Origin of the sequence: Companilactobacillus kimchii DSM 13961 = JCM 10707, assembly GCF_001435445.1 — a bacterium.
GTDB lineage: Bacteria > Bacillota > Bacilli > Lactobacillales > Lactobacillaceae > Companilactobacillus > Companilactobacillus kimchii.
Genome location: NZ_AZDH01000001.1, coordinates 189,763 through 207,587, shown reverse-complemented (window position 1 = coordinate 207,587; position 17,825 = coordinate 189,763). Strand labels below are relative to the sequence as shown.

At 36.6% G+C, this 17,825-nt stretch carries 15 protein-coding genes; 7 read left to right on the top strand and 8 right to left on the bottom strand.

The features are described 5' to 3' along the window. Positions 1–8 precede the first annotated feature (8 nt). The 3 genes from FC97_RS00955 (at position 9) to FC97_RS00945 (ending at position 3,526) form a co-directional block, all read left to right on the top strand. On the top strand, positions 9–917 hold the full coding sequence (locus tag FC97_RS00955; RefSeq protein WP_054642736.1) for a Gfo/Idh/MocA family protein: 909 nt from the start codon (positions 9–11) through the stop codon (positions 915–917). Positions 918–1,250: 333 nt separating this feature from the next. After that, positions 1,251–2,450 carry a chloride channel protein gene (locus tag FC97_RS00950; protein ID WP_054642735.1) on the top strand — a complete coding sequence of 400 codons (1,200 nt, stop codon included), beginning with the start codon at positions 1,251–1,253 and terminating at the stop codon, positions 2,448–2,450. Further along, positions 2,450–3,526, top strand: coding sequence for a S66 family peptidase (locus tag FC97_RS00945; protein WP_054642734.1), 1,077 nt, complete (start codon positions 2,450–2,452; stop codon positions 3,524–3,526). Before FC97_RS00950 ends, FC97_RS00945 begins: the two co-directional genes overlap by 1 nt. 40 nt (positions 3,527–3,566) lie before the next feature. On the opposite strand, the gene FC97_RS00940 is transcribed toward FC97_RS00945, so the two are convergent. Further along, positions 3,567–4,940 (bottom strand): amino acid permease, encoded by a 1,374-nt coding sequence (locus FC97_RS00940; RefSeq protein WP_054642733.1) that lies wholly within the window; start codon positions 4,938–4,940, stop codon positions 3,567–3,569. Between the two features lie 195 nt (positions 4,941–5,135). Between FC97_RS00940 and FC97_RS00935 the strand changes: the two genes are divergently transcribed. After that, entirely contained in the window at positions 5,136–6,881 is a 1,746-nt protein-coding gene (locus FC97_RS00935) for a 1-deoxy-D-xylulose-5-phosphate synthase (RefSeq protein WP_056967649.1), read from the top strand. A gap of 367 nt (positions 6,882–7,248) precedes the next feature. Here the strand turns inward: FC97_RS00935 and FC97_RS00930 are convergent, their stop codons facing one another. Beyond that, a complete protein-coding gene (locus tag FC97_RS00930; RefSeq protein ID WP_054642732.1) occupies positions 7,249–7,953 on the bottom strand; it encodes a glucosamine-6-phosphate deaminase in 705 nt (234 codons plus the stop codon). A 180-nt stretch (positions 7,954–8,133) separates the two neighbouring features. Between FC97_RS00930 and FC97_RS00925 the strand changes: the two genes are divergently transcribed. Continuing rightward, positions 8,134–8,985, top strand: coding sequence for an alpha/beta fold hydrolase (locus tag FC97_RS00925; protein WP_056967647.1), 852 nt, complete (start codon positions 8,134–8,136; stop codon positions 8,983–8,985). Between the two features lie 65 nt (positions 8,986–9,050). Here FC97_RS00925 and FC97_RS00920 read toward each other — a convergent pair whose 3' ends face one another. Further along, entirely contained in the window at positions 9,051–9,563 is a 513-nt protein-coding gene (locus FC97_RS00920; protein ID WP_054642731.1) for a hypothetical protein, read from the bottom strand. Positions 9,564–9,712: 149 nt separating this feature from the next. Between FC97_RS00920 and FC97_RS00915 the strand changes: the two genes are divergently transcribed. Then, a complete protein-coding gene (locus FC97_RS00915) occupies positions 9,713–10,270 on the top strand; it encodes a cysteine hydrolase family protein (protein ID WP_054642730.1) in 558 nt (185 codons plus the stop codon). Positions 10,271–10,319: 49 nt separating this feature from the next. Here FC97_RS00915 and FC97_RS00910 read toward each other — a convergent pair whose 3' ends face one another. Further along, the gene (locus FC97_RS00910) at positions 10,320–12,341 is read right to left on the bottom strand and encodes a KUP/HAK/KT family potassium transporter (protein ID WP_054642729.1); all 2,022 of its coding nucleotides are present in this window, start codon (positions 12,339–12,341) and stop codon (positions 10,320–10,322) included. A 205-nt stretch (positions 12,342–12,546) separates the two neighbouring features. On the opposite strand from FC97_RS00910, the gene FC97_RS00905 reads away from it, so the two are divergent. Then, the gene (locus tag FC97_RS00905) at positions 12,547–13,722 is read left to right on the top strand and encodes an ammonium transporter (RefSeq protein WP_056967645.1); all 1,176 of its coding nucleotides are present in this window, start codon (positions 12,547–12,549) and stop codon (positions 13,720–13,722) included. A gap of 47 nt (positions 13,723–13,769) precedes the next feature. Here FC97_RS00905 and FC97_RS00900 read toward each other — a convergent pair whose 3' ends face one another. From FC97_RS00900 to FC97_RS00885, 4 genes are all read right to left on the bottom strand, one after another. Next, the gene (locus FC97_RS00900) at positions 13,770–14,528 is read right to left on the bottom strand and encodes a DUF1003 domain-containing protein (protein WP_054642728.1); all 759 of its coding nucleotides are present in this window, start codon (positions 14,526–14,528) and stop codon (positions 13,770–13,772) included. Between the two features lie 279 nt (positions 14,529–14,807). Continuing rightward, positions 14,808–15,995 (bottom strand): NAD(P)/FAD-dependent oxidoreductase, encoded by a 1,188-nt coding sequence (locus FC97_RS00895; protein WP_054642727.1) that lies wholly within the window; start codon positions 15,993–15,995, stop codon positions 14,808–14,810. An 83-nt stretch (positions 15,996–16,078) separates the two neighbouring features. Continuing rightward, a complete protein-coding gene (locus tag FC97_RS00890) occupies positions 16,079–17,227 on the bottom strand; it encodes a cation:proton antiporter (protein WP_054642726.1) in 1,149 nt (382 codons plus the stop codon). Between the two features lie 8 nt (positions 17,228–17,235). Beyond that, positions 17,236–17,823 carry a TetR/AcrR family transcriptional regulator gene (locus FC97_RS00885; protein ID WP_054642725.1) on the bottom strand — a complete coding sequence of 196 codons (588 nt, stop codon included), beginning with the start codon at positions 17,821–17,823 and terminating at the stop codon, positions 17,236–17,238. Positions 17,824–17,825: the final 2 nt, after the last annotated feature.

The following is a 17,825-nucleotide window of genomic DNA, read 5'->3' as shown; positions in this document are numbered from 1 at the left end:
TTAAATATATGGAAAAAATTGGTGTCATTGGGCTAGGAAATATTGCACAAAAAGCTTATTTACCGGTTATGGCGACTTTGCAAGATAAATATGAATGGCATTTAACAACTAGAAATGAAGCTAAAGGAAAAATGTTGGAACAGAAGTATGGATTCAAACATTTTCATCAGACATTGGATCAATTGATAGCTGAGAAACCACTGGCAGTTTTTGTTCATACGCCAACACAAACACATTATCAGATCATCAAACAGCTATTGATGGCAGGCATTAACGTTTATGTCGATAAACCAGTTTCAGAAGATTTGGCAGAAGTAGAAGAACTTTACCAACTAGCGGAAAAGAAAAAACTATTGTTAACTTGTGGCTTTAATCGTCGATTTGCGCCATTTGATCAACAATTAAAACAAATTACTGATAAACGAACTATTGTCTCGGAAAAGATTCGTGAGAATGCACTACAACCAACAGCGTTCGCTATTTTTGACTTGATGATTCATTCAGTCGACACGGCGGTTTATTTGATGGATGAACCTATTCAAAAAATAGATAACTTCTTAGTTACTAATGATGGTAATTTAGAACAAGGCTATATCACTTTGACTGGAGCAAAGAGTCATGTTCAAGTTATTACGAATATGGTTGGCGGCAGTAATTTAGAAATGACTACTGTTCAAGGTTCAAAAGTGCGCCAGGTAGTTACTAACTTAAATCTTTTACAAATGTATCAAACCGGGGCGATTACACAAACTTCACGCCCGGATTGGGAGAATACTTTGGTGACAAGAGGATTTGATCCGATTACTAGAGCCTTTCTCAAGGCAGTTACCAAGGATGGTGAGAATCCAGTTAGTCCGGAGACAGCTATTCTTAGTCATAAACTCTGTTATAATTTGGTCAAAACAATTGAAAAATAATGAATTAAATTGACTACAATATATAGTGGCGAACATATGTCTTTATACAATATGTTCCATGTGAAACAATAAATGAAAAACAGCTGAAATCATTGTGATTTCAGCCGTTTTTTTAAAGCAATGAATCATCATTAAGACGATTTAGATTGACGGGGATGTTTGAACGTGCGATACTACATCTTGGTGCCAAACCGAGGTAAGGGTACGTGGTTGGCGCGCAAGCGTTTGGAAAATCACCGCACCTTACCACCTAAAGGGTCCTGCAGACATGCAGGACTCTTTTTTTTATCCAAATTTCAATGCTATAATTTTCTTAATTTACGAGAGTGGGTGGTGGCTATCAAAAAAGTTTTATTCGTCAGTTATGGATTATTATTGAGTGCTATTATTGGCCTTATTGCGGCAGCTTTTTTAGTTATTGAGGGTTTTCTGACTAAAATTGTTTGGCTCAGTAATAGTCATTTTTTTCAAATATTTCTAATTGTTGTCGGAAGTTTCATATTGTACTCTTTGTTAAAACGTTGGCCGAATCTTCCCAAGACTTCGAAAGATTCGTTGAAAGAGCTGAAGCAAAATCAGACAATTGATTATCAAGATGTTTTCTTGAATCTGTTGGTAACTCTAGTCATTTTAAGTTTTGGAAGTGGCGTCGGTCCTGAGGCAGCATTGTTGAGTGCTATTATTTCATTGTCAATTTGGCAAGCCGATAATTTACGTTATTTTTATTTTCAATATGATGAGCTAAAACGATTATCTTTGGGAACAGCAATAAAACGTCTCCTGAATCCTTTCAAATATCGTCAAAAGTATGATGAAAAAATTGCTCCTAAGACACCAAAACTTTTGAAATGGAAAAAATTACTCTATGTAGTTTTCTCTATTAACGGTTTGTTGGAATTCGTTCTATTGATTAAACAAACTGATCAGCCTTCTTTTATTATGAAATTAGGTCATTCACATTGGCAGCTAAATGAATTGTGGATTGTGCCACTTTTGATGATAGTAGGAATTGTTGTCGGAATGATTTTGAAAGAATTAAATTATTTATTTGAAAAATCTATTCAGCAGTTAAAGTTGAATTTGGCCGTGAGGATTGCTTTGGGAGCGTTAGGAATTATCGCTATCTCATATTTAGAGCCCAATCTATTATTCTCCGGTCAACATAGTTTGCATTTATTGATTGGAGCTTGGAGTAATCAATCAGCGACCTTTCTATTTTTCATGGCGCTATTAAAATTAATTTTCTTGGTTTGGTGTTTAACGTTTAATTGGCGTGGAGGGGATATTTTTCCAATCACGTTTGCCACAATGACAGCTGGTTTTGCGACCGCGGCACTCTTGCCAAACTTTGATACCTTACTAGTAGTAGCTGTTTTGGCAACGACTCTTATGAGTGAATTGTTATCACCAATTGTTGCAGGAATATTTATTATGTTATTTTTCCCAATTACACTTATCCCTATTATTATTTTGGTAGCAGGAGTATTATTCTTAAAAAATAAGTATTTGTTAAAGGTCAGGGGGAACGGTTAATGATTAAACCACAAGCATTGAAAAAGGGAGATCACGTTGCAATTGTTAGTCTTTCTGCAGGAGTATTAGGTGAGAAATTTGCCAAACATGAGCTGAATCAAGGCAAGAAACGGATTGAAGAATTAGGTTTGATTCCAGAATTCATGCCTAATAGTTTGAAAGGAATTGAATTCATAAAGAATCATCCCGAAAAGCGCGCCGACGATTTGAAACAAGCTTTCGCTGATAATCGAATTAAAGGTATTTTCTGTGCTATTGGTGGGGAAGATACGTATCGTTTAGCACCTTATTTGTTAGACGATTCAGAATTCGTTGAAAACGTACAACAGCATCCTAAATTGTTTACCGGTTTTTCAGATACGACAGTGGATCATTTAATGTTGTATCAATTAGGATTAACAACTTTTTATGGTCCTAATGTTATCAATGATTTGGCCGAGTTAGATACTGAATTACTGCCATATACCAAAAAGACTTTGGAACATTATTTTCAAAATCCGGCCACTACAGAAATTTCAAGTAGTCCTGTCTGGTATGAAGAACGGACTGACTTTTCAGAAGCAGCTTTAGATACACCTCGGGTTAGTCATTCCGAAACTAAAGGATATCAAGTTCAACGTGGATCAGGAGTCATCGAAGGTCAGTTATTGGGTGGTTGCATAGATAGTCTCAATAGTTTGCTTACCGATAAACGTTATAACGATGAGCCGAAAATTAATGAAAAATATCATTTGCTTCCTGATGCCGAAGAGTTTGAGAGCAAAATTTTATTCTTGGAAACTAGTGAAGAGAAGCCGACACCGGAAGAATATCGTGAGATGTTGAAGAATTTGAAGGCCAAAGGAATTTTGCAAGCAGTTGCTGCTATTATCACTGGTAAGCCTCAGAATGAAGTTCACTATGAAGAATACTGCCAAGTTTTAAAAGAAGAGACAGCAGATACTAAGACACCATTGATGACGAATTTTAACTTTGGACATGCTTATCCTAGAACGACTTTACCATATGGGTTAAAAGCTAAATTGGATTTGGATAATAAGAAATTAGAAATCATTGAACCTTACTTTGCTGAATAAAAAATGCTATAAAACACATCAACGTGTTTTATAGCATTTTTTAATCGTTCTTTTTATAACCGTAGGCGAAGTAAATACCTACACCGATCAGAATCCAGAAGATGAAAGTGATCCAAGAATTGATACTAACTTGAGTCATTAAAATAACACATGAGATAGCAGAAATTATTGGTAACCAAGGATATAGAGGAACTTTGAATTCACTCTTTGGTACATCATTGCGATGTCTCAATTTAATAATTCCTAAAGCTACGAAGACAAAGGAAATCAAGGTTCCGATATTTACCAAGCTAGTTAATTCTTTCAAGGAAACGAAACCACCTAAAAGAATAGCTAGAAGTGAAATGGCATTGAGTGAAAGCATTGGCATTTTAGCCTTGGGATGAATTTTTCCAAATGCTTCGGGAATCATACCATCACGGCCAAGGGCGTAAATTAGACGAGAACCGCCGTAAACGGTATTGAGCATCATGGTAAACATTCCGGCTAGAGCGCCAATACTGATTAGGAAGGTTACTTTGTTCAAACCTACTTTTTGTAGAGCAAAGACAACAGGATCAGAAACATTTAAGTCTTTGTAACTGACCATTCCAGTTAAGACGGCGGATAAAATAACATAAAGAATTGCACAGACAGCTAAAGAACTCATGATACTGATAGGAATATTCTTCTGTGGGTTCTTAACTTCTGGTGCCGAGGACGGGATAACATCAAAGCCCAGATAGGCAAAGAAGACTAGCGCTGCCCCTTTGACAACGCCCATACCGCCCATTGGAAAGTAGGGATGATAATTAGCTGGTTTGATATAGAACAGACCGATAATAATGAAAGCAAGCACAACCGCAATTTTTACAAAGACCATTACGGTATTCATTCTGGCTGATGCTAGAACTCCACGACGGAGTAATAAATAAATTAAAATCAAAACGATAACAGCAGGTAAATTAATGAAGGTTCCATTAGAAGGCTCAAATGGACCTGTGACTGCTTTTGGTAGAGCAACGCCTAATCCTTTGAAGAGACTGACAAAATAGGCTGAAAAGCCTGAAGATACGGCTGAAACGCCTAAAACATATTCCAAACATAGAGCCCAGCCAATTAACCAACCGGGAAATTGTCCAAAAATAATACTTCCGTATGAATAAGTGCTACCAGCAACTGGAAAAGTTGAGGATAATTCCGCAAAACACATTGCTGTCATGACACAGACAATAGCGGACAGAATAAAGGAAATTGTGATACCGGGTCCGGCTGTTTCAGAAGCGACGATTCCGGGTAGGATAAAAATTCCTGTACCGATAATGGCTCCAATTCCCATTGAGATTAGATTTCCACGAGTTAGAACCTTTTCAAAATGGGCGTCACCAGCCACAAATTTTTTATAATCTGCTTTTTTAAATAATTTTTCTTTCATATTAACCACCTATTAAAAATACAACCTCATTAGGTTACTGGTTTTTTTAATCCTTTGTCAATAAAAATTCGTGATGGGGATTAATCATTTTAAAAATAAATAAATTTTTTTGATAAATATTCTTGACCTAAAGGTTACTTTAAGTCGTAGTATGAAATCATCGATAAAAAATTGAGGAAAGTAGGAAACGAATATATGGAAACACCAATTTTAAATACAATTGATCAACCAGCTGATTTGAAGAAGTTGGATTTGACACAATTAACACAATTAGCAACTGAAATCCGTCAAGTATTGCTTAACAAGGTTAGTCAAACTGGAGGTCATGTTGGTCCAAACTTGGGTGCTGTTGAATTGACGATTGCTTTTCACACGATTTTTAATTCTCCGACTGATAAAGTTGTTTGGGATGTTTCGCACCAATCTTACACCCATAAGATTTTAACGGGTCGTAAACAAGCTTGGCTTGATCCAAAACATTTTGAAGATGTTAGTGGCTACACTGCTCCAGAGGAAAGTCCTCATGACTATTTCAATATTGGACATACTTCAACTTCAATTGCTTTGGCAACTGGTATGGCTTCAGCTCGTGATCTACAAGGTAAATCTGGCAATGTGATGGCTGTTATTGGGGATGGCTCACTTTCAGGTGGTCTAGCTCTAGAAGGTTTGAACATCGCGGCCACTTTGAAATCTAATTTAATTATCTTAGTTAATGATAATGGGATGGCTATCGCTGAAGATCACGGTGGTATGTATCAAGGCCTCAAAGAACTACGTGAAACTAACGGACAAAGTTCTCATAACTTATTTAAAGCTATGGGCTTAGATTACCGTTATGTGGCTGATGGAAATGATATGCAATCAATGTTGGATGCTTTTAAAGCTGTTAAAGATATTGATCATCCAATTGTGTTACATGTCCAAACAGAAAAGGGGCATGGTTATCAACCAGCAATCGATCACAAAGAAGCTTTCCACTGGCATGTACCTTTTGATTTGAAGACTGGTAAGACTTTGCATCCTGTTACAGGTGAAACTTATAACGACGTTATACACGCTGAATTGGAAAAAGAGATCACTGAAGATAAAACGCCAATTACAGCAATTACAGCTGCTATTCCAGGATCTTATGATTTGAAGAGATTTGGACGTAAACATCCTGATCGCTATTTTGATGTTGGTATCGCCGAACAAGAATCAATTACTTTTGCGGCTGGACAAGCTCAACAAGGTATGAGACCAATTGTTTTTCATTCAGGAACATTTTTACAAAGAGCATATGATCAGTTGTCTCATGATTTGGGTATTAATAAGTTGCCTGTAACTATCATGGTATCCGGTGGTAGTATCAGCGCTGGAGATCCAACTCATCAAGGTATCTTTGATATTGCAATGTTGAGTAATATTCCTGGATTAACTTACTTAGCCCCAACAACTAAAGAAGAACTAACTGCTATGATGCACTGGGCTCTTCATCAAAATATTGGACCAGTTGCTATCAGAGTGCCAAGTAATGATGTTCATTCTGCTGTTTTGAATGATTTCGATGCACACAAGATGAATATTTTGCATGCGGGTAAGAAGGTTGCAATTCTAGGACTTGGTAGTTTATTACCATTAGCCGAAGAGGTACAACAACAATTGAATAAAGAAAATCTCGATGTAACTGTTATTGATCCTCGTGATATCTCTGAACTTGATGATGAGACTTTGAGTAATTTGGAAAAGGATCACCAATTAGTGGTTACGCTAGAAGAAGCTAGCTTAAGTGGTGGTTTTGGTGAAAAAGTCAGTCGTTTCTATGGAGATACCGATATGCATGTACTTAACTTTGGAGCAGCTAAGCGTTTCAATGACCGTGAAACTACTGCTGAATTATGGCATGAGTTTAAATTAACTCCAGAACAAATTGTAGCTGAAATTAAGGCTGCTTTATAAACTTAAAAATTCCGTCTTCCACAAAAATTAAAAAAGCTGGTGGAGCGCTGTGAGCGTGACTTGAAGCTAATTATTTTACACTTTGTGTAAAATAATGGATCTCCAAGGTCAGCTTCATTGTAACCGGCGAAGCCGCTAACAATGATTTCACAGCTGGCCGCATTTTTAATTTTTGCTCCAGACTGGCAAACGATTCTACTTATTAATCTCTTTTTGAATAAAAATAAACGGCATCTATTTAGAATAAGCGTATTACATTACTTTTCTAAATGGATGTCGTTTTAAGTTACGGGATTAATTAGGAACAGATATTTTTTATAAAAAAATAGTCCTAAAATTAATTAGGACTATCGGTTAAATTATTTAATTATTTTAACTTTGATGCAGCAGCTTCATCAATAATAAGTGTTACATCTGGGTGGTTTTGTAGAGCACTTGCTGGGCAGTCTTCTGTAACGGGACCGTCAACAGTAGCGGCGATAGCATCAGCTTTAGCTTCACCATAAGCTAGAAGGATGATCTTCTTAGCTTTCATGATTGAGCCAATACCCATTGAGTAAGCAAAGCGTGGAACGTCTTTTTCATCCTCGAAGAAACGTGTGTTAGCTTCGATTGTTGATTCTGTCAAACCAACTTTTCTAGTTGTACCGTCTAGTGGTGAACCTGGTTCGTTAAAACCAATGTGGCCATTTCTGCCGATACCTAAGATTTGAAGATCGATAGGATTTTCTTCGATGATCTTGTCGTAAGCTTTTGTAGCGGCTTCGGCATCAGGATTTGAGCCATCAGGAACGTATGAGTTCTTGAAAGGTTTCTTGCTGAATAGGTGTTCTTTCATGAAATAGTGGTAACTTTGTTCATTATCGGGTTTCAAACCAACGTATTCATCCAAGTTAACTGAAGTCATGTTAGAAAAATCAAGGTCACTACTTGTCATTTCATTATAAAGTGTGATTGGGCTACTACCAGTTGCCAAGCCAAGGACTTTAGCACCATTTTCGATGTCAGCCTTCATAAGTTTAAAAGCTTCTTTGCCGCCCATTTCTGTATCTTTAACTTTAATTATATTCATCTTCAAAAATCTCCCATCTCTATTTATCTGGTCTAGTCCAATCTAATGCATTTTCTGTAAATTGTCAATGAAATAAGTTAATTAAATAAAAATAAGTTAAAATCCCGATAATCAATGCAAAATCTTCACATTTTAGGTATATTTTTTAATATAGAGATAAAACTAAAGAGGCAGAATAATTTGGAAAAAATATTATCTACATCCGAAGGCAGTGTAAATACAAATTTGATTGGATCAATCCACAGTGACAAGATCATTATCTTGGTACCAGGAATCGATGGTTCAATCGATTATTTCAATGAAATGATTCCTTACTTGAAAGACAAATACACCGTTGTTGCGTTGGATTTGCTTGGCCAGGGTAAGTCTAGCAAGGTTAAAAGTGATAACTACACAATTGATTCTGAAGCTTGGAACATGTTGGAAGCAATTGCTCGGTTAAAAATCGTTAAACAGTTGATTATATTTGGTTACGGTGTTGGTGGATTGGTTGCTGTTAATATGGCAGAACTTCGTGGTTTTACTATATCAAAATTAATCCTATTGAATACCCCTGCAACCGATAAATATTCCGATATGGACGCATCGTCTTCTGTAGCGGCTATTCCATTGCTCGGGAAATTGGCAAAGTCACCGGTTAAAGCTGGCCTTTACTTTGATAAGAATTTTGACCGAAAGAGTTTGTCCAATCCCAAGATTGTTGACGAAGCTGCCAATATGGTTGATCACAAAGTAGCTAAGAAGCTACAAAAGATGTCAGTTGATTACTTGAGTGAGAAATTCTTGAACAAGCGTCTACGTACGATCAAGATTCCAACTTTAGCTATGTATGCCGATGGCGACCAAATTTTGGGTGAAAAAGGTATTAAAGACGCCAAGGCTACAATTGGTCGAGTACCTGGTTTACAATTAGCCGATATTAAAGGTGCTGGACACTTGGCAATGTTGGAAAAGCCTAAGGAAATCGTTGATAAAATTATCGCTTTTGATGAAGAAAAAGTTGAAAGACAACAAGTTGATATTGAAGAATAAATTACTCCTTTACAAACTAAAAAAAGAGATACAATCTGTCCATTCGAACAGGTTATATCTCTTTTTTACTTGGAAACTTTGACAGGCTTGATCAAATTACGATGTTTTTGCGAACTAGCGACGGGAACATAGCTCTTGTTATCTTTGTAGACGAATTGAATAACGTCATCGTTGTTGTGTAGCTTTTTAGCCTCATCAGAAATAATTTTTTGGATAGAAGCGATATAGAGTTGTTGGTCACGAGAAGATTTATCATTCTGAACAGCTTCATAAGTTGTCTTGAGGTACTTTTGAGTTTGCTTATCCGTCAAAATTACTAGAATGACTGTATGAGGATTCTTGCTGTTTTTATCGTTGATATTGTCTTCTTGCTTGATAGAAGCAATTTTACCATTACCGTTGAATTTTTGATCCAAATCTTTTTTGACCTTAGTGTATTCAACTTTAGGTTTATTGGCAGTAGTCGTGTTAGAACTTCTGAGTGTGAAAAAGGAAAGTGCAGCAGCAAAAATCACGACACCAATAAGAGCGATAATGAGGTATTTGATCTTGATGGGTTCACGATAATTTTTATGCATATTAAGACCCCTAATTCTTAGATTAGGGAAATTATAACATATGCATCGGCCTCTGATTTTATACGATTAAGCGAATAAATTGACTTCACAAGGAAGATTTTGAATAATCGCAATGTAAGTAAATAACAAGAAGAAAGTAGGAGAATACTATGTCTTCACACCAAGCTTTATTAGTTATTGATTATACGAACGATTTTGTTGCTGACAAGGGTGCTTTAACTTGCGGCAAACCAGGTCAAGAGATTGAGCCTAGAATCTTTGATTTGGCTGAAAAAATGTATCAAGAGGGTGATTGGATTTGGTTCCCAACTGATGTTCATAAACCTAATGATATTTATCATCCAGAAACTAAATTATTCCCAATTCATAATGTGCGTGGAACTTGGGGACGTGAATTGTACGGTGGAATTAAGGATTGGTACGATGGACATAACGATGGTGAGAAGGTAAAACTTTTCGATAAGACTCGTTATAGTGCTTTTGCAGGAACTGACTTGGATCTTCGTTTACGAGAAAGAAAGATTGATACTTTACATTTGGTTGGTGTCTGTACGGATATTTGTGTCTTGCACACTGCGGTTGATGCTTACAATTTAAACTACAAAATTATAGTACACGAACAAGGTGTAGCCTCATTCAATCAAGCAGGTCATGATTGGGCTTTAAATCATTTCAAGAATTGCTTAGGTGCAGAAGTCATCGAATAAAAATAAATAAGGACAGGTAATCATATCTTGATTACTTGTCCTTATTGTTTTATGATTTTACATCATTTTTAAGTTCTTTTTCAGTTAGATATTCATCAGTTTGACTACCAAGGAATAGTGGAACTTTTTCTTCGACCACGTCACTGAATTCCAAACCGAACCAAAGTGATGGTGAAATAGTGATATTTTGTAGTAATAGTCTTCCACCAATCAAGAGACGATCGAGACTGTTCATCTGTTCCTGAGCGCCTAAGTCTTGGAACTGTTGATTCTGAATAATGAATTTAAAAGAGCCAACATGACGATTAGGAACCATTGAATAGTTAGGTGTTTGATCATCAATAATATGTTTCCTGATTAGGGCATTGATGATTTGTCGAATGTAAATATTAACGTGTTGTGATTTTTTGAAGCCGAGATTCAAATGAACGTTAACAACGTTACGAGTATGCATCATATCAACAGTGTAATTACATTCATATGGTGCATTGGTCTGGTTAACTGTGATGAACCAATAGACTCGAGCACGTTTCGGTGTTTGATCTAAAATTGAGTAAATGACGGACCGTTTGATGGTGTAATCTTCACTTAACTTGATCATGTAAACAAGATTAGTAGCATAAGTTGGGATTGAAGAATCTTTACTCAATTTTTCCAATTGAGGAAGATAGTCGAGTAAAGAGACATTTTCACTTTCAGCTAGGTAAGCATCGCGACGTTTATTTCCAAAATACCAAATAATCATAATGGCCAAAATAGCGCAGGTAATAATGACCGTTACATAACCGCCATGAACGAATTTAATCAAGCTGGAGAGTAGGAATAGTCCCTCTAGAGCGATAAAGAAAACCATGAAGATATTGGCAAAATGACGATGCTTTTTCATGATCAAAAATTGGTGCAATAGAACGGTGGTCATTAGCATTGTCAAAGTAATTGCCAAACCATAGGCTGATTCCATATGTTCTGAAGAACCGAATCCCCAGACGATGCCTATCGTTATAGCGCATAACATCCAGTTGATAGTACCGATGTAGAGCTGACTTTCAAATTTTCCAGGGAATTTTACTTTTAAACGGGGTAAAATTTTCAGGCCAATGGCTTCCTGAACTAGTGTGAATGAACCCGTAATCAGAGCTTGAGAAGCGATGATAGCGGCCATTGTAGCAATCACAATGGCGAAGACTTTGAAGTCTCCAGGCAACATTTCGTAGAACGGATTGATACCGGAAATACCGTTATAAGTTTTATTTTGATAATTATTAATAACCCAAGCAGCCTGTCCAAAATAATTTAACATCAACATTGCATATACATAAGGCCAAGTAGCATACACGTTATGTTTACCAACTTGTCCCATGTCAGCGTATAACGCCTCAGCACCGGTAGTTGCCAAGAAGACACTACCGAGAATAAAGATGCCAACCTTGTTGACGGGACTGAAGAGAACTTCAATTGCATAAACAGGTGAGAGTGCTTTTAAAACTGAGAGGTCATTAGTTAAATTTAGAAAGCCGGCAATACCGATAAAACTAAACCAAATAAACATAATAGGGCCGAATGAACGACCGATTCGATCGGTTCCAGACTTTTGAATAATAAAAATAGTTAATAAAATTACTGTAACAATGATCAAAACGGATGATTGTTTACTGGAGAATACGATATTACCAAACTGTTGGCCTTTGATACCTTCAATCGCTGAAGTCACGGTAACGGCTGGTGTTAAGGTTCCATCTGCTAAAAGAGCGGAACCACCAATTAGAGCTGGTATGATCAACCATCTCCCTTTAGTACGAACTAAAGCATAAAGGGCAAAGATACCACCTTCTTCGTTGTTATCAGCTTTCATAGCGATTAAAACGTACTTGATAGTGGTAATGAGCATAAGTGTCCAAAAAATTAGTGAGACACTGCCTAAAATATATTCAGGCTTAGCATCAGCCATAGTACCAGCATCATTTATGATTGAGTTCATAACATAAAGAGGTGAGGTTCCGATATCGCCGTAGACGATACCGAGGGTAATCAACATACCTAGTAAGGAAAATGATGACTTTCTCTTTTCCATGGCTATCGCTCCTTTGTTTTGAATGAATATTTTTATATTTAGAAATTATTCATTCGCTAATACGCCCCTATTATAATTGTTCCAATAATAATTAAAAATTTTAACGCTTATTAATAAATGTAAATTGGTATACATAAAATAAAAATCGTAATATAATACTTGAAAAATAGAGAGAGAACTACTAAATAAAAAGAATGTGATAATTATGACACTTGATTTCATGGTTTTAGCCATCATGTTAGTTTGGATAATGGTCCCCGGAATTGCAGTCTTTTACAGCGGTTTTGTACCAGAGAAGGACGTTAATCGGATCCTTTTTAATAGCTTTTTGATGTTTGGTATAGCTGGCTTGTTGTGGGTGGCAATTGGTTTTTCTGCCTCCTTTGAGGGCAACTTCCTAGGCATTATTGGGAACTTTAAACATCTCTTCTTATCAGGGCTAGACTTATCGTCTACTTTTGGAACCACAGGTTTACCAACTTCGGTTTATTTGCTCTTTCAGATGATGTTTGCGATCCTCACGCCAGCTCTTTTCCTTGGTGCTATGGCAAGTAGGGCACGAATCAAATTCATTGCTTTGTTTGTTATTTGTTGGTCGTTGTTAATTTACTATCCACTGGCTCATATTGTTTGGTCACCTAGTGGTTTCTTGGCTCAACTAGGAGTTTTGGATTTTGCTGGTGGAACGGTTATTCATATCGATGCCGGAATTACAGCGATGATTTTGGCTATTATGTTGCGTGAGCCTTATAAATATAACAATGAGCACGCAAAAGGTAATACAATGTGGATCTTGATGGGGACAGTTTTACTATGGATCGGTTGGTACGGATTCAATGCAGGCAGTGCTTTGCAATTGAATAATCAAGCTCTCAATGCTTTCTTTACAACGACCATAGCTGCCTGTTCAGCCCTAGTAATGTGGGTCGCTTTGGAAGATAAGTATAAATCTCATGTGACCGTTAATGGAATTTGTACTGGTAGTATTTGTGGATTAGTTGGTGTTACCCCAGGAACTGGCTATGTGACTATTTGGGGAGCTTTTATCATTGGAATTATTTCTGCTATTGGTAGTTTTTACTTTATGAATTATCTCAAATATAAATTACATTTAAACGACTATTTGGATATATTTGGATGTCACGGTATTAGTGGGATTATTGGATCCATTGCAGTAGGATTGTTTGCTACTAAATCGGTCAACCATAACGTTATAACTAACGGGTTATTTTACGGCGGTGGGATTAAATTATTGAGTATTCAAATTTTAGGTGCCGTCTTTACCATTATTTTCGTATCGGTTATGGCAACAATTATCATTGTAGTTTTGAAGAAACTGTTTAAAAATAATATTGGAATTAAAAGGACTATTAATAACTAAAAAATACGTGTTGAATTGAACTTTTGAGTTCTCTTCGACACGTATTTTTATTTGTGGGAATGCCTAGTAGAGCGACTTTCTTGTGCTTGTTTCTCTGTTTTTAATGATTGAATCTCGTTTTCAATTTCACTTAAGACTTCGATCTGCATTTTTTGAATGTCCAAAATATGAGGCCATTGAACTTCGTTGAGTTGATCCATCTTTTCGTGAAGGATTCGAATCTCCATTTCCGATTTAGTATTAGTACGATAATCATTCTCGGAATCGAAGCGATCACGATCAGCTTGTCTATTTTGGCTCATCATGATGATAGGGGCCTGTATGGCGGCCACACAGCTTAAAAATAGGTTCAGTAGTATAAATGGATAGGGATCAAAATTAACGCCAAAGAGATGCACTATATTGATTGTCATCCAAAGAATGATAATAACTGAGAAGGTAATAATGAATTGCCAACTACCACCGAATTTAGCAACTGCGTCGGCCATTTTTTGACCGCGAGTCCTTTTTCCATAGACAGTATCGTTGATATTTTTGATAACATAAGTATTTTTTTCGAGCTCTTTTTGTAGTTGGTCAGACATTTGGTGGTCAATTTTTAAATCTTGATCGATAGTTTTTTGCATTCTATCAATACGTAGCTTTTGCAGGTCTTTAAGGCAGATAAAAGATGATTCTTTTGCGTATTTGTTAGTTTGTATTACTTGTTCCTTTAAAAGGTCACTCAAATCTCTTAAAAATAATCCTTCTGTGATTGTGAAACGATTGCCACAGATGACACATATTTGATTCTTCTTGATTGCCATAATCTACACATCCCTTGGAGTTATTCAAGGTCAGTATATTATTCGATTATGGGTAAAGCAAAAAATAAGCTGGATTCCATTTTTGAGGAGTCCAGCTTATTTTGATAACTATTGTTTTTATTGAGAATAACCACTGTTATTGGCAATATAGTGGAAACGAGTTCCACAGGGGACCCCATTGCGGTTTGCTACAGAACTGAAATTATCCGCAAATTCAGCGGATAATTTCAATTCTTAGGCAAATCCTCGTGGGCTGACCGCCCCTGTTTCACTCTCTTTCTAAATAGTTCCTTTTCTAATTGCGGTCTTCAATCCGGCAATTTCCATGATTCCTCTATCTGCTGATAGATGCTTCAATAGTGATGCAATTGAACCTTTGAACTTGAAGTTCTTGCCTGTAATTTCGGCAATACCATGGTTTTGACCTAATGAAGCTACGGTACCCATTGATTTGTAAACGAATGGTTTCAAATCTTTGCCATTTAAAGCTGCAGCAATATTGAAGGCTGCTCCGGCTCCTTCGGCTGTGGCTAATTGTCCTGTTGTTGGATATGGACGTTTTTCACCCTTAGGAATAATAGCGGAATCGTCACCGATAAAGTATGCTTCTGGATGTGCTTCTAAGTTGAGGAATTCGGTTGTCATAACACGATTTCTTCTGGCTTCGATACCTGAATTTGTGATAACGTCACTACCACTAACTCCGACTGTCCAAAGGATTGTGCTTCCTTCAACACTCTTTTCTGTATCGCCATCCATGTAGACAACGGCTTGTTTCTCAATCTTCTTGATCTTTGCACCCGTTAAGAGTTTGATGCCGTTCTTGTCTAGATATTCAACGGCATAGCTAGCAAGGTTCTCGTCGAACATTGGTAGGATTCTTGTTGCCATTTCTAGACAGGTTACTTTGATTTCTGGTACGTCATATTTTGCTTTAAGAATCTTAACGGTATCAACTAATTCACCGAGAATTTCTACTCCAGTAAATCCGGCACCACAAACGATAATGCTGAGATCTTTAGGATCTTGTGATTCTTTGTAATTAGCGATATTTTTATTAATTGTCTTATAGATATTTTGTGCTGATTCTAAATCTTGAAGGATCAAGGCATTTTCACTAGCACCTTCAAGTCCGAAGTCCTCTGAACGGAAGCCTAGGGAAACTACGATATAGTCATAAGTAATGTTCTCGTGGTCTGAGAACTCAACTGTTTTGTTATCTAAGTCAAGCTTAGAAACAGTTGCCTTGATGAAGTTAACATTTGAAGGTAGAACCGAACGGATATCAAAACTAATTGCATCAGCACGATTAGTGCCGGCTGCAATAGTATGCAAAGCAGTTTTTTCTACATGCTTGTCATTTTTATCGATTAAATCAATTTGTGTTCCTGCTGGAGTGCTTTTGGCCAGATCACGTGCAGCTCTTAAACCACCGTAACCAGCTCCTAGTACTAAAATGTGTGCCATAATTAACCTTCTCCTTCTGTTTCGAAATTAAATGTTTACGGTATCATTATATCTCGTACATTGATTTAGTGGTAACTATAAGGCTAGAGAGGATTCTTGCTGATAGAGTGCTTGAGGAAAAATGGTGAGATAATCGTAATCAAGATGACACTAATGATTACGGCGGAGTAGTATTCTTCAGATAACAAATGAGCGCTAAATCCTATTTGACCAATGATCAACGCCATTTCACCACGGGAAATCATTCCGGAACCAATGACATAAGAATCCTTCAAATCGAATCCTGACAACTTAGCACCAAAGCCGGCCCCGAATAATTTTCCAATGACACCTGTAATAGTGAAGAATACGATCAACCAGAAATCCTTAAGGAAACTACTAAATTCAAGATTGAGACCAATACTAATAAAGAAAACGGGAATAAAAATACTATAACCGATAGCTTCAATATTACTTCCAATTTTTTCCTTGTAATACTTTGAATTAGAAACAGCAATTCCGGCCACGAAAGCACCTAAAACGGCATCCAATTCAACTTTGTCAGCAATATAAGCCATCACAAAACAAATTACTAAAGCAAAAATAGTTGGTGCTTGGGTGGCCTCAATATAATCAGCTAAATGAATTATTTGGGGGATGACCCATTTGTGTAAAACGACGATCAAAATACCAAAGAGAAGCCAAAGGCCCAATAGCATCAAGATTTTTTGCATAGAGAAAGCGCCAGTTAAAGTTCCTGACATAACGCTCAGAATAGAAATGGCCAAGATATCATCAACCACTGCAGCGCCTAAAATAACGGTTCCTGAAGCGCTGGATAGGTAGTTGAGACTCTTGAGTACTTCAACTGAGATTGAAACTGAAGTTGCCGCAAAGACAACAGAAATAAAGATGCTTTCCTTGAAGTTAATGCCAAAAATTAGTGAAGTCATTAAAGTTAAAGCTACCGGCAAGATAACGCCAAAAATGGCTACGGTAATGCTGGGTACGAGATGCTTTCTTAGTAACTTCAAATTGCTCTCCAAACCAGCTAGAAACATTAATAAGATGACACCAATTTCGGCAAATAAATTAACATTGTTATCAGCTTTAACAATGTTCAAAACACCTTTACCTAAAATAACGCCTAAAATTAGTTGCCCAATAACGGCAGGTAAGTTCAGACGATTGAAAATGTGGCTAACAACTAATGTGAGAAATAACATCAATGCAAGCAGAGTTATGAATTCCATATCGACCCCTATTCTTTTTTGATGCCATTGATGAAAATATTGATAACAGTGTTTAGGTTAGCAATATTACGCTTCCTTTTGGCATCGTTATATTCAATGTAAGGCAGTAACATTGTTAGAAAAGTTCCGACTTGAACGGGAATGGCTAAATCAGAACGTAGCTCACTTTTATGTGATTGAAAAATGTTGAATAACACCTTATAATAGCCGCCATCCCAGTTATTATTGATGTTTGTTCGTTCCTCAACAGTAAAGAAGTTTTCAATATCATTTCGCATAACGAAATAATTGATTCTAAAATTCTCTATCATATATTTTGACATATGAAGCAGTAGTTCTTCAAATGGCAAGTCTTTTTGTTGACTATATTCCTCAAGCAAGTTCTTGCTAAAACTGTTGACCGAGTATTCAATAGCCTTAATGTAGAGTACCTTTTTATTCTTGTAGTAATGATACATATTTGGTTGAGTAATATTTAATTCTTGAGCAATTTTACGCGTAGATGTAGCTTGATATCCTTGTGAAAGAAACATTTTGGCAGCGACTTGTAAAATAGCATTCTTAGTATTCTCAGCTTGTTGATCCCGTACATTCATTT

What these genes read in the sequence shown, in the direction of transcription:
- FC97_RS00955 (WP_054642736.1), top strand. Translation starts at nt 9, where the DNA reads ATGGAAAAAATTGGTGTCATTGGGCTAGGAAATATTGCACAAAAAGCT.
- FC97_RS00945 (WP_054642734.1), top strand. Translation starts at nt 2,450, where the DNA reads ATGATTAAACCACAAGCATTGAAAAAGGGAGATCACGTTGCAATTGTT.
- FC97_RS00940 (WP_054642733.1), bottom strand. Translation starts at nt 4,940, where the DNA reads ATGAAAGAAAAATTATTTAAAAAAGCAGATTATAAAAAATTTGTGGCT.
- FC97_RS00935 (WP_056967649.1), top strand. Translation starts at nt 5,136, where the DNA reads ATGGAAACACCAATTTTAAATACAATTGATCAACCAGCTGATTTGAAG.
- FC97_RS00930 (WP_054642732.1), bottom strand. Translation starts at nt 7,953, where the DNA reads ATGAATATAATTAAAGTTAAAGATACAGAAATGGGCGGCAAAGAAGCT.
- FC97_RS00920 (WP_054642731.1), bottom strand. Translation starts at nt 9,563, where the DNA reads ATGCATAAAAATTATCGTGAACCCATCAAGATCAAATACCTCATTATC.
- FC97_RS00915 (WP_054642730.1), top strand. Translation starts at nt 9,713, where the DNA reads ATGTCTTCACACCAAGCTTTATTAGTTATTGATTATACGAACGATTTT.
- FC97_RS00910 (WP_054642729.1), bottom strand. Translation starts at nt 12,341, where the DNA reads ATGGAAAAGAGAAAGTCATCATTTTCCTTACTAGGTATGTTGATTACC.
- FC97_RS00905 (WP_056967645.1), top strand. Translation starts at nt 12,547, where the DNA reads ATGACACTTGATTTCATGGTTTTAGCCATCATGTTAGTTTGGATAATG.
- FC97_RS00900 (WP_054642728.1), bottom strand. Translation starts at nt 14,528, where the DNA reads ATGGCAATCAAGAAGAATCAAATATGTGTCATCTGTGGCAATCGTTTC.
- FC97_RS00895 (WP_054642727.1), bottom strand. Translation starts at nt 15,995, where the DNA reads ATGGCACACATTTTAGTACTAGGAGCTGGTTACGGTGGTTTAAGAGCT.
- FC97_RS00890 (WP_054642726.1), bottom strand. Translation starts at nt 17,227, where the DNA reads ATGGAATTCATAACTCTGCTTGCATTGATGTTATTTCTCACATTAGTT.
- FC97_RS00885 (WP_054642725.1), bottom strand. Translation starts at nt 17,823, where the DNA reads ATGAATGTACGGGATCAACAAGCTGAGAATACTAAGAATGCTATTTTA.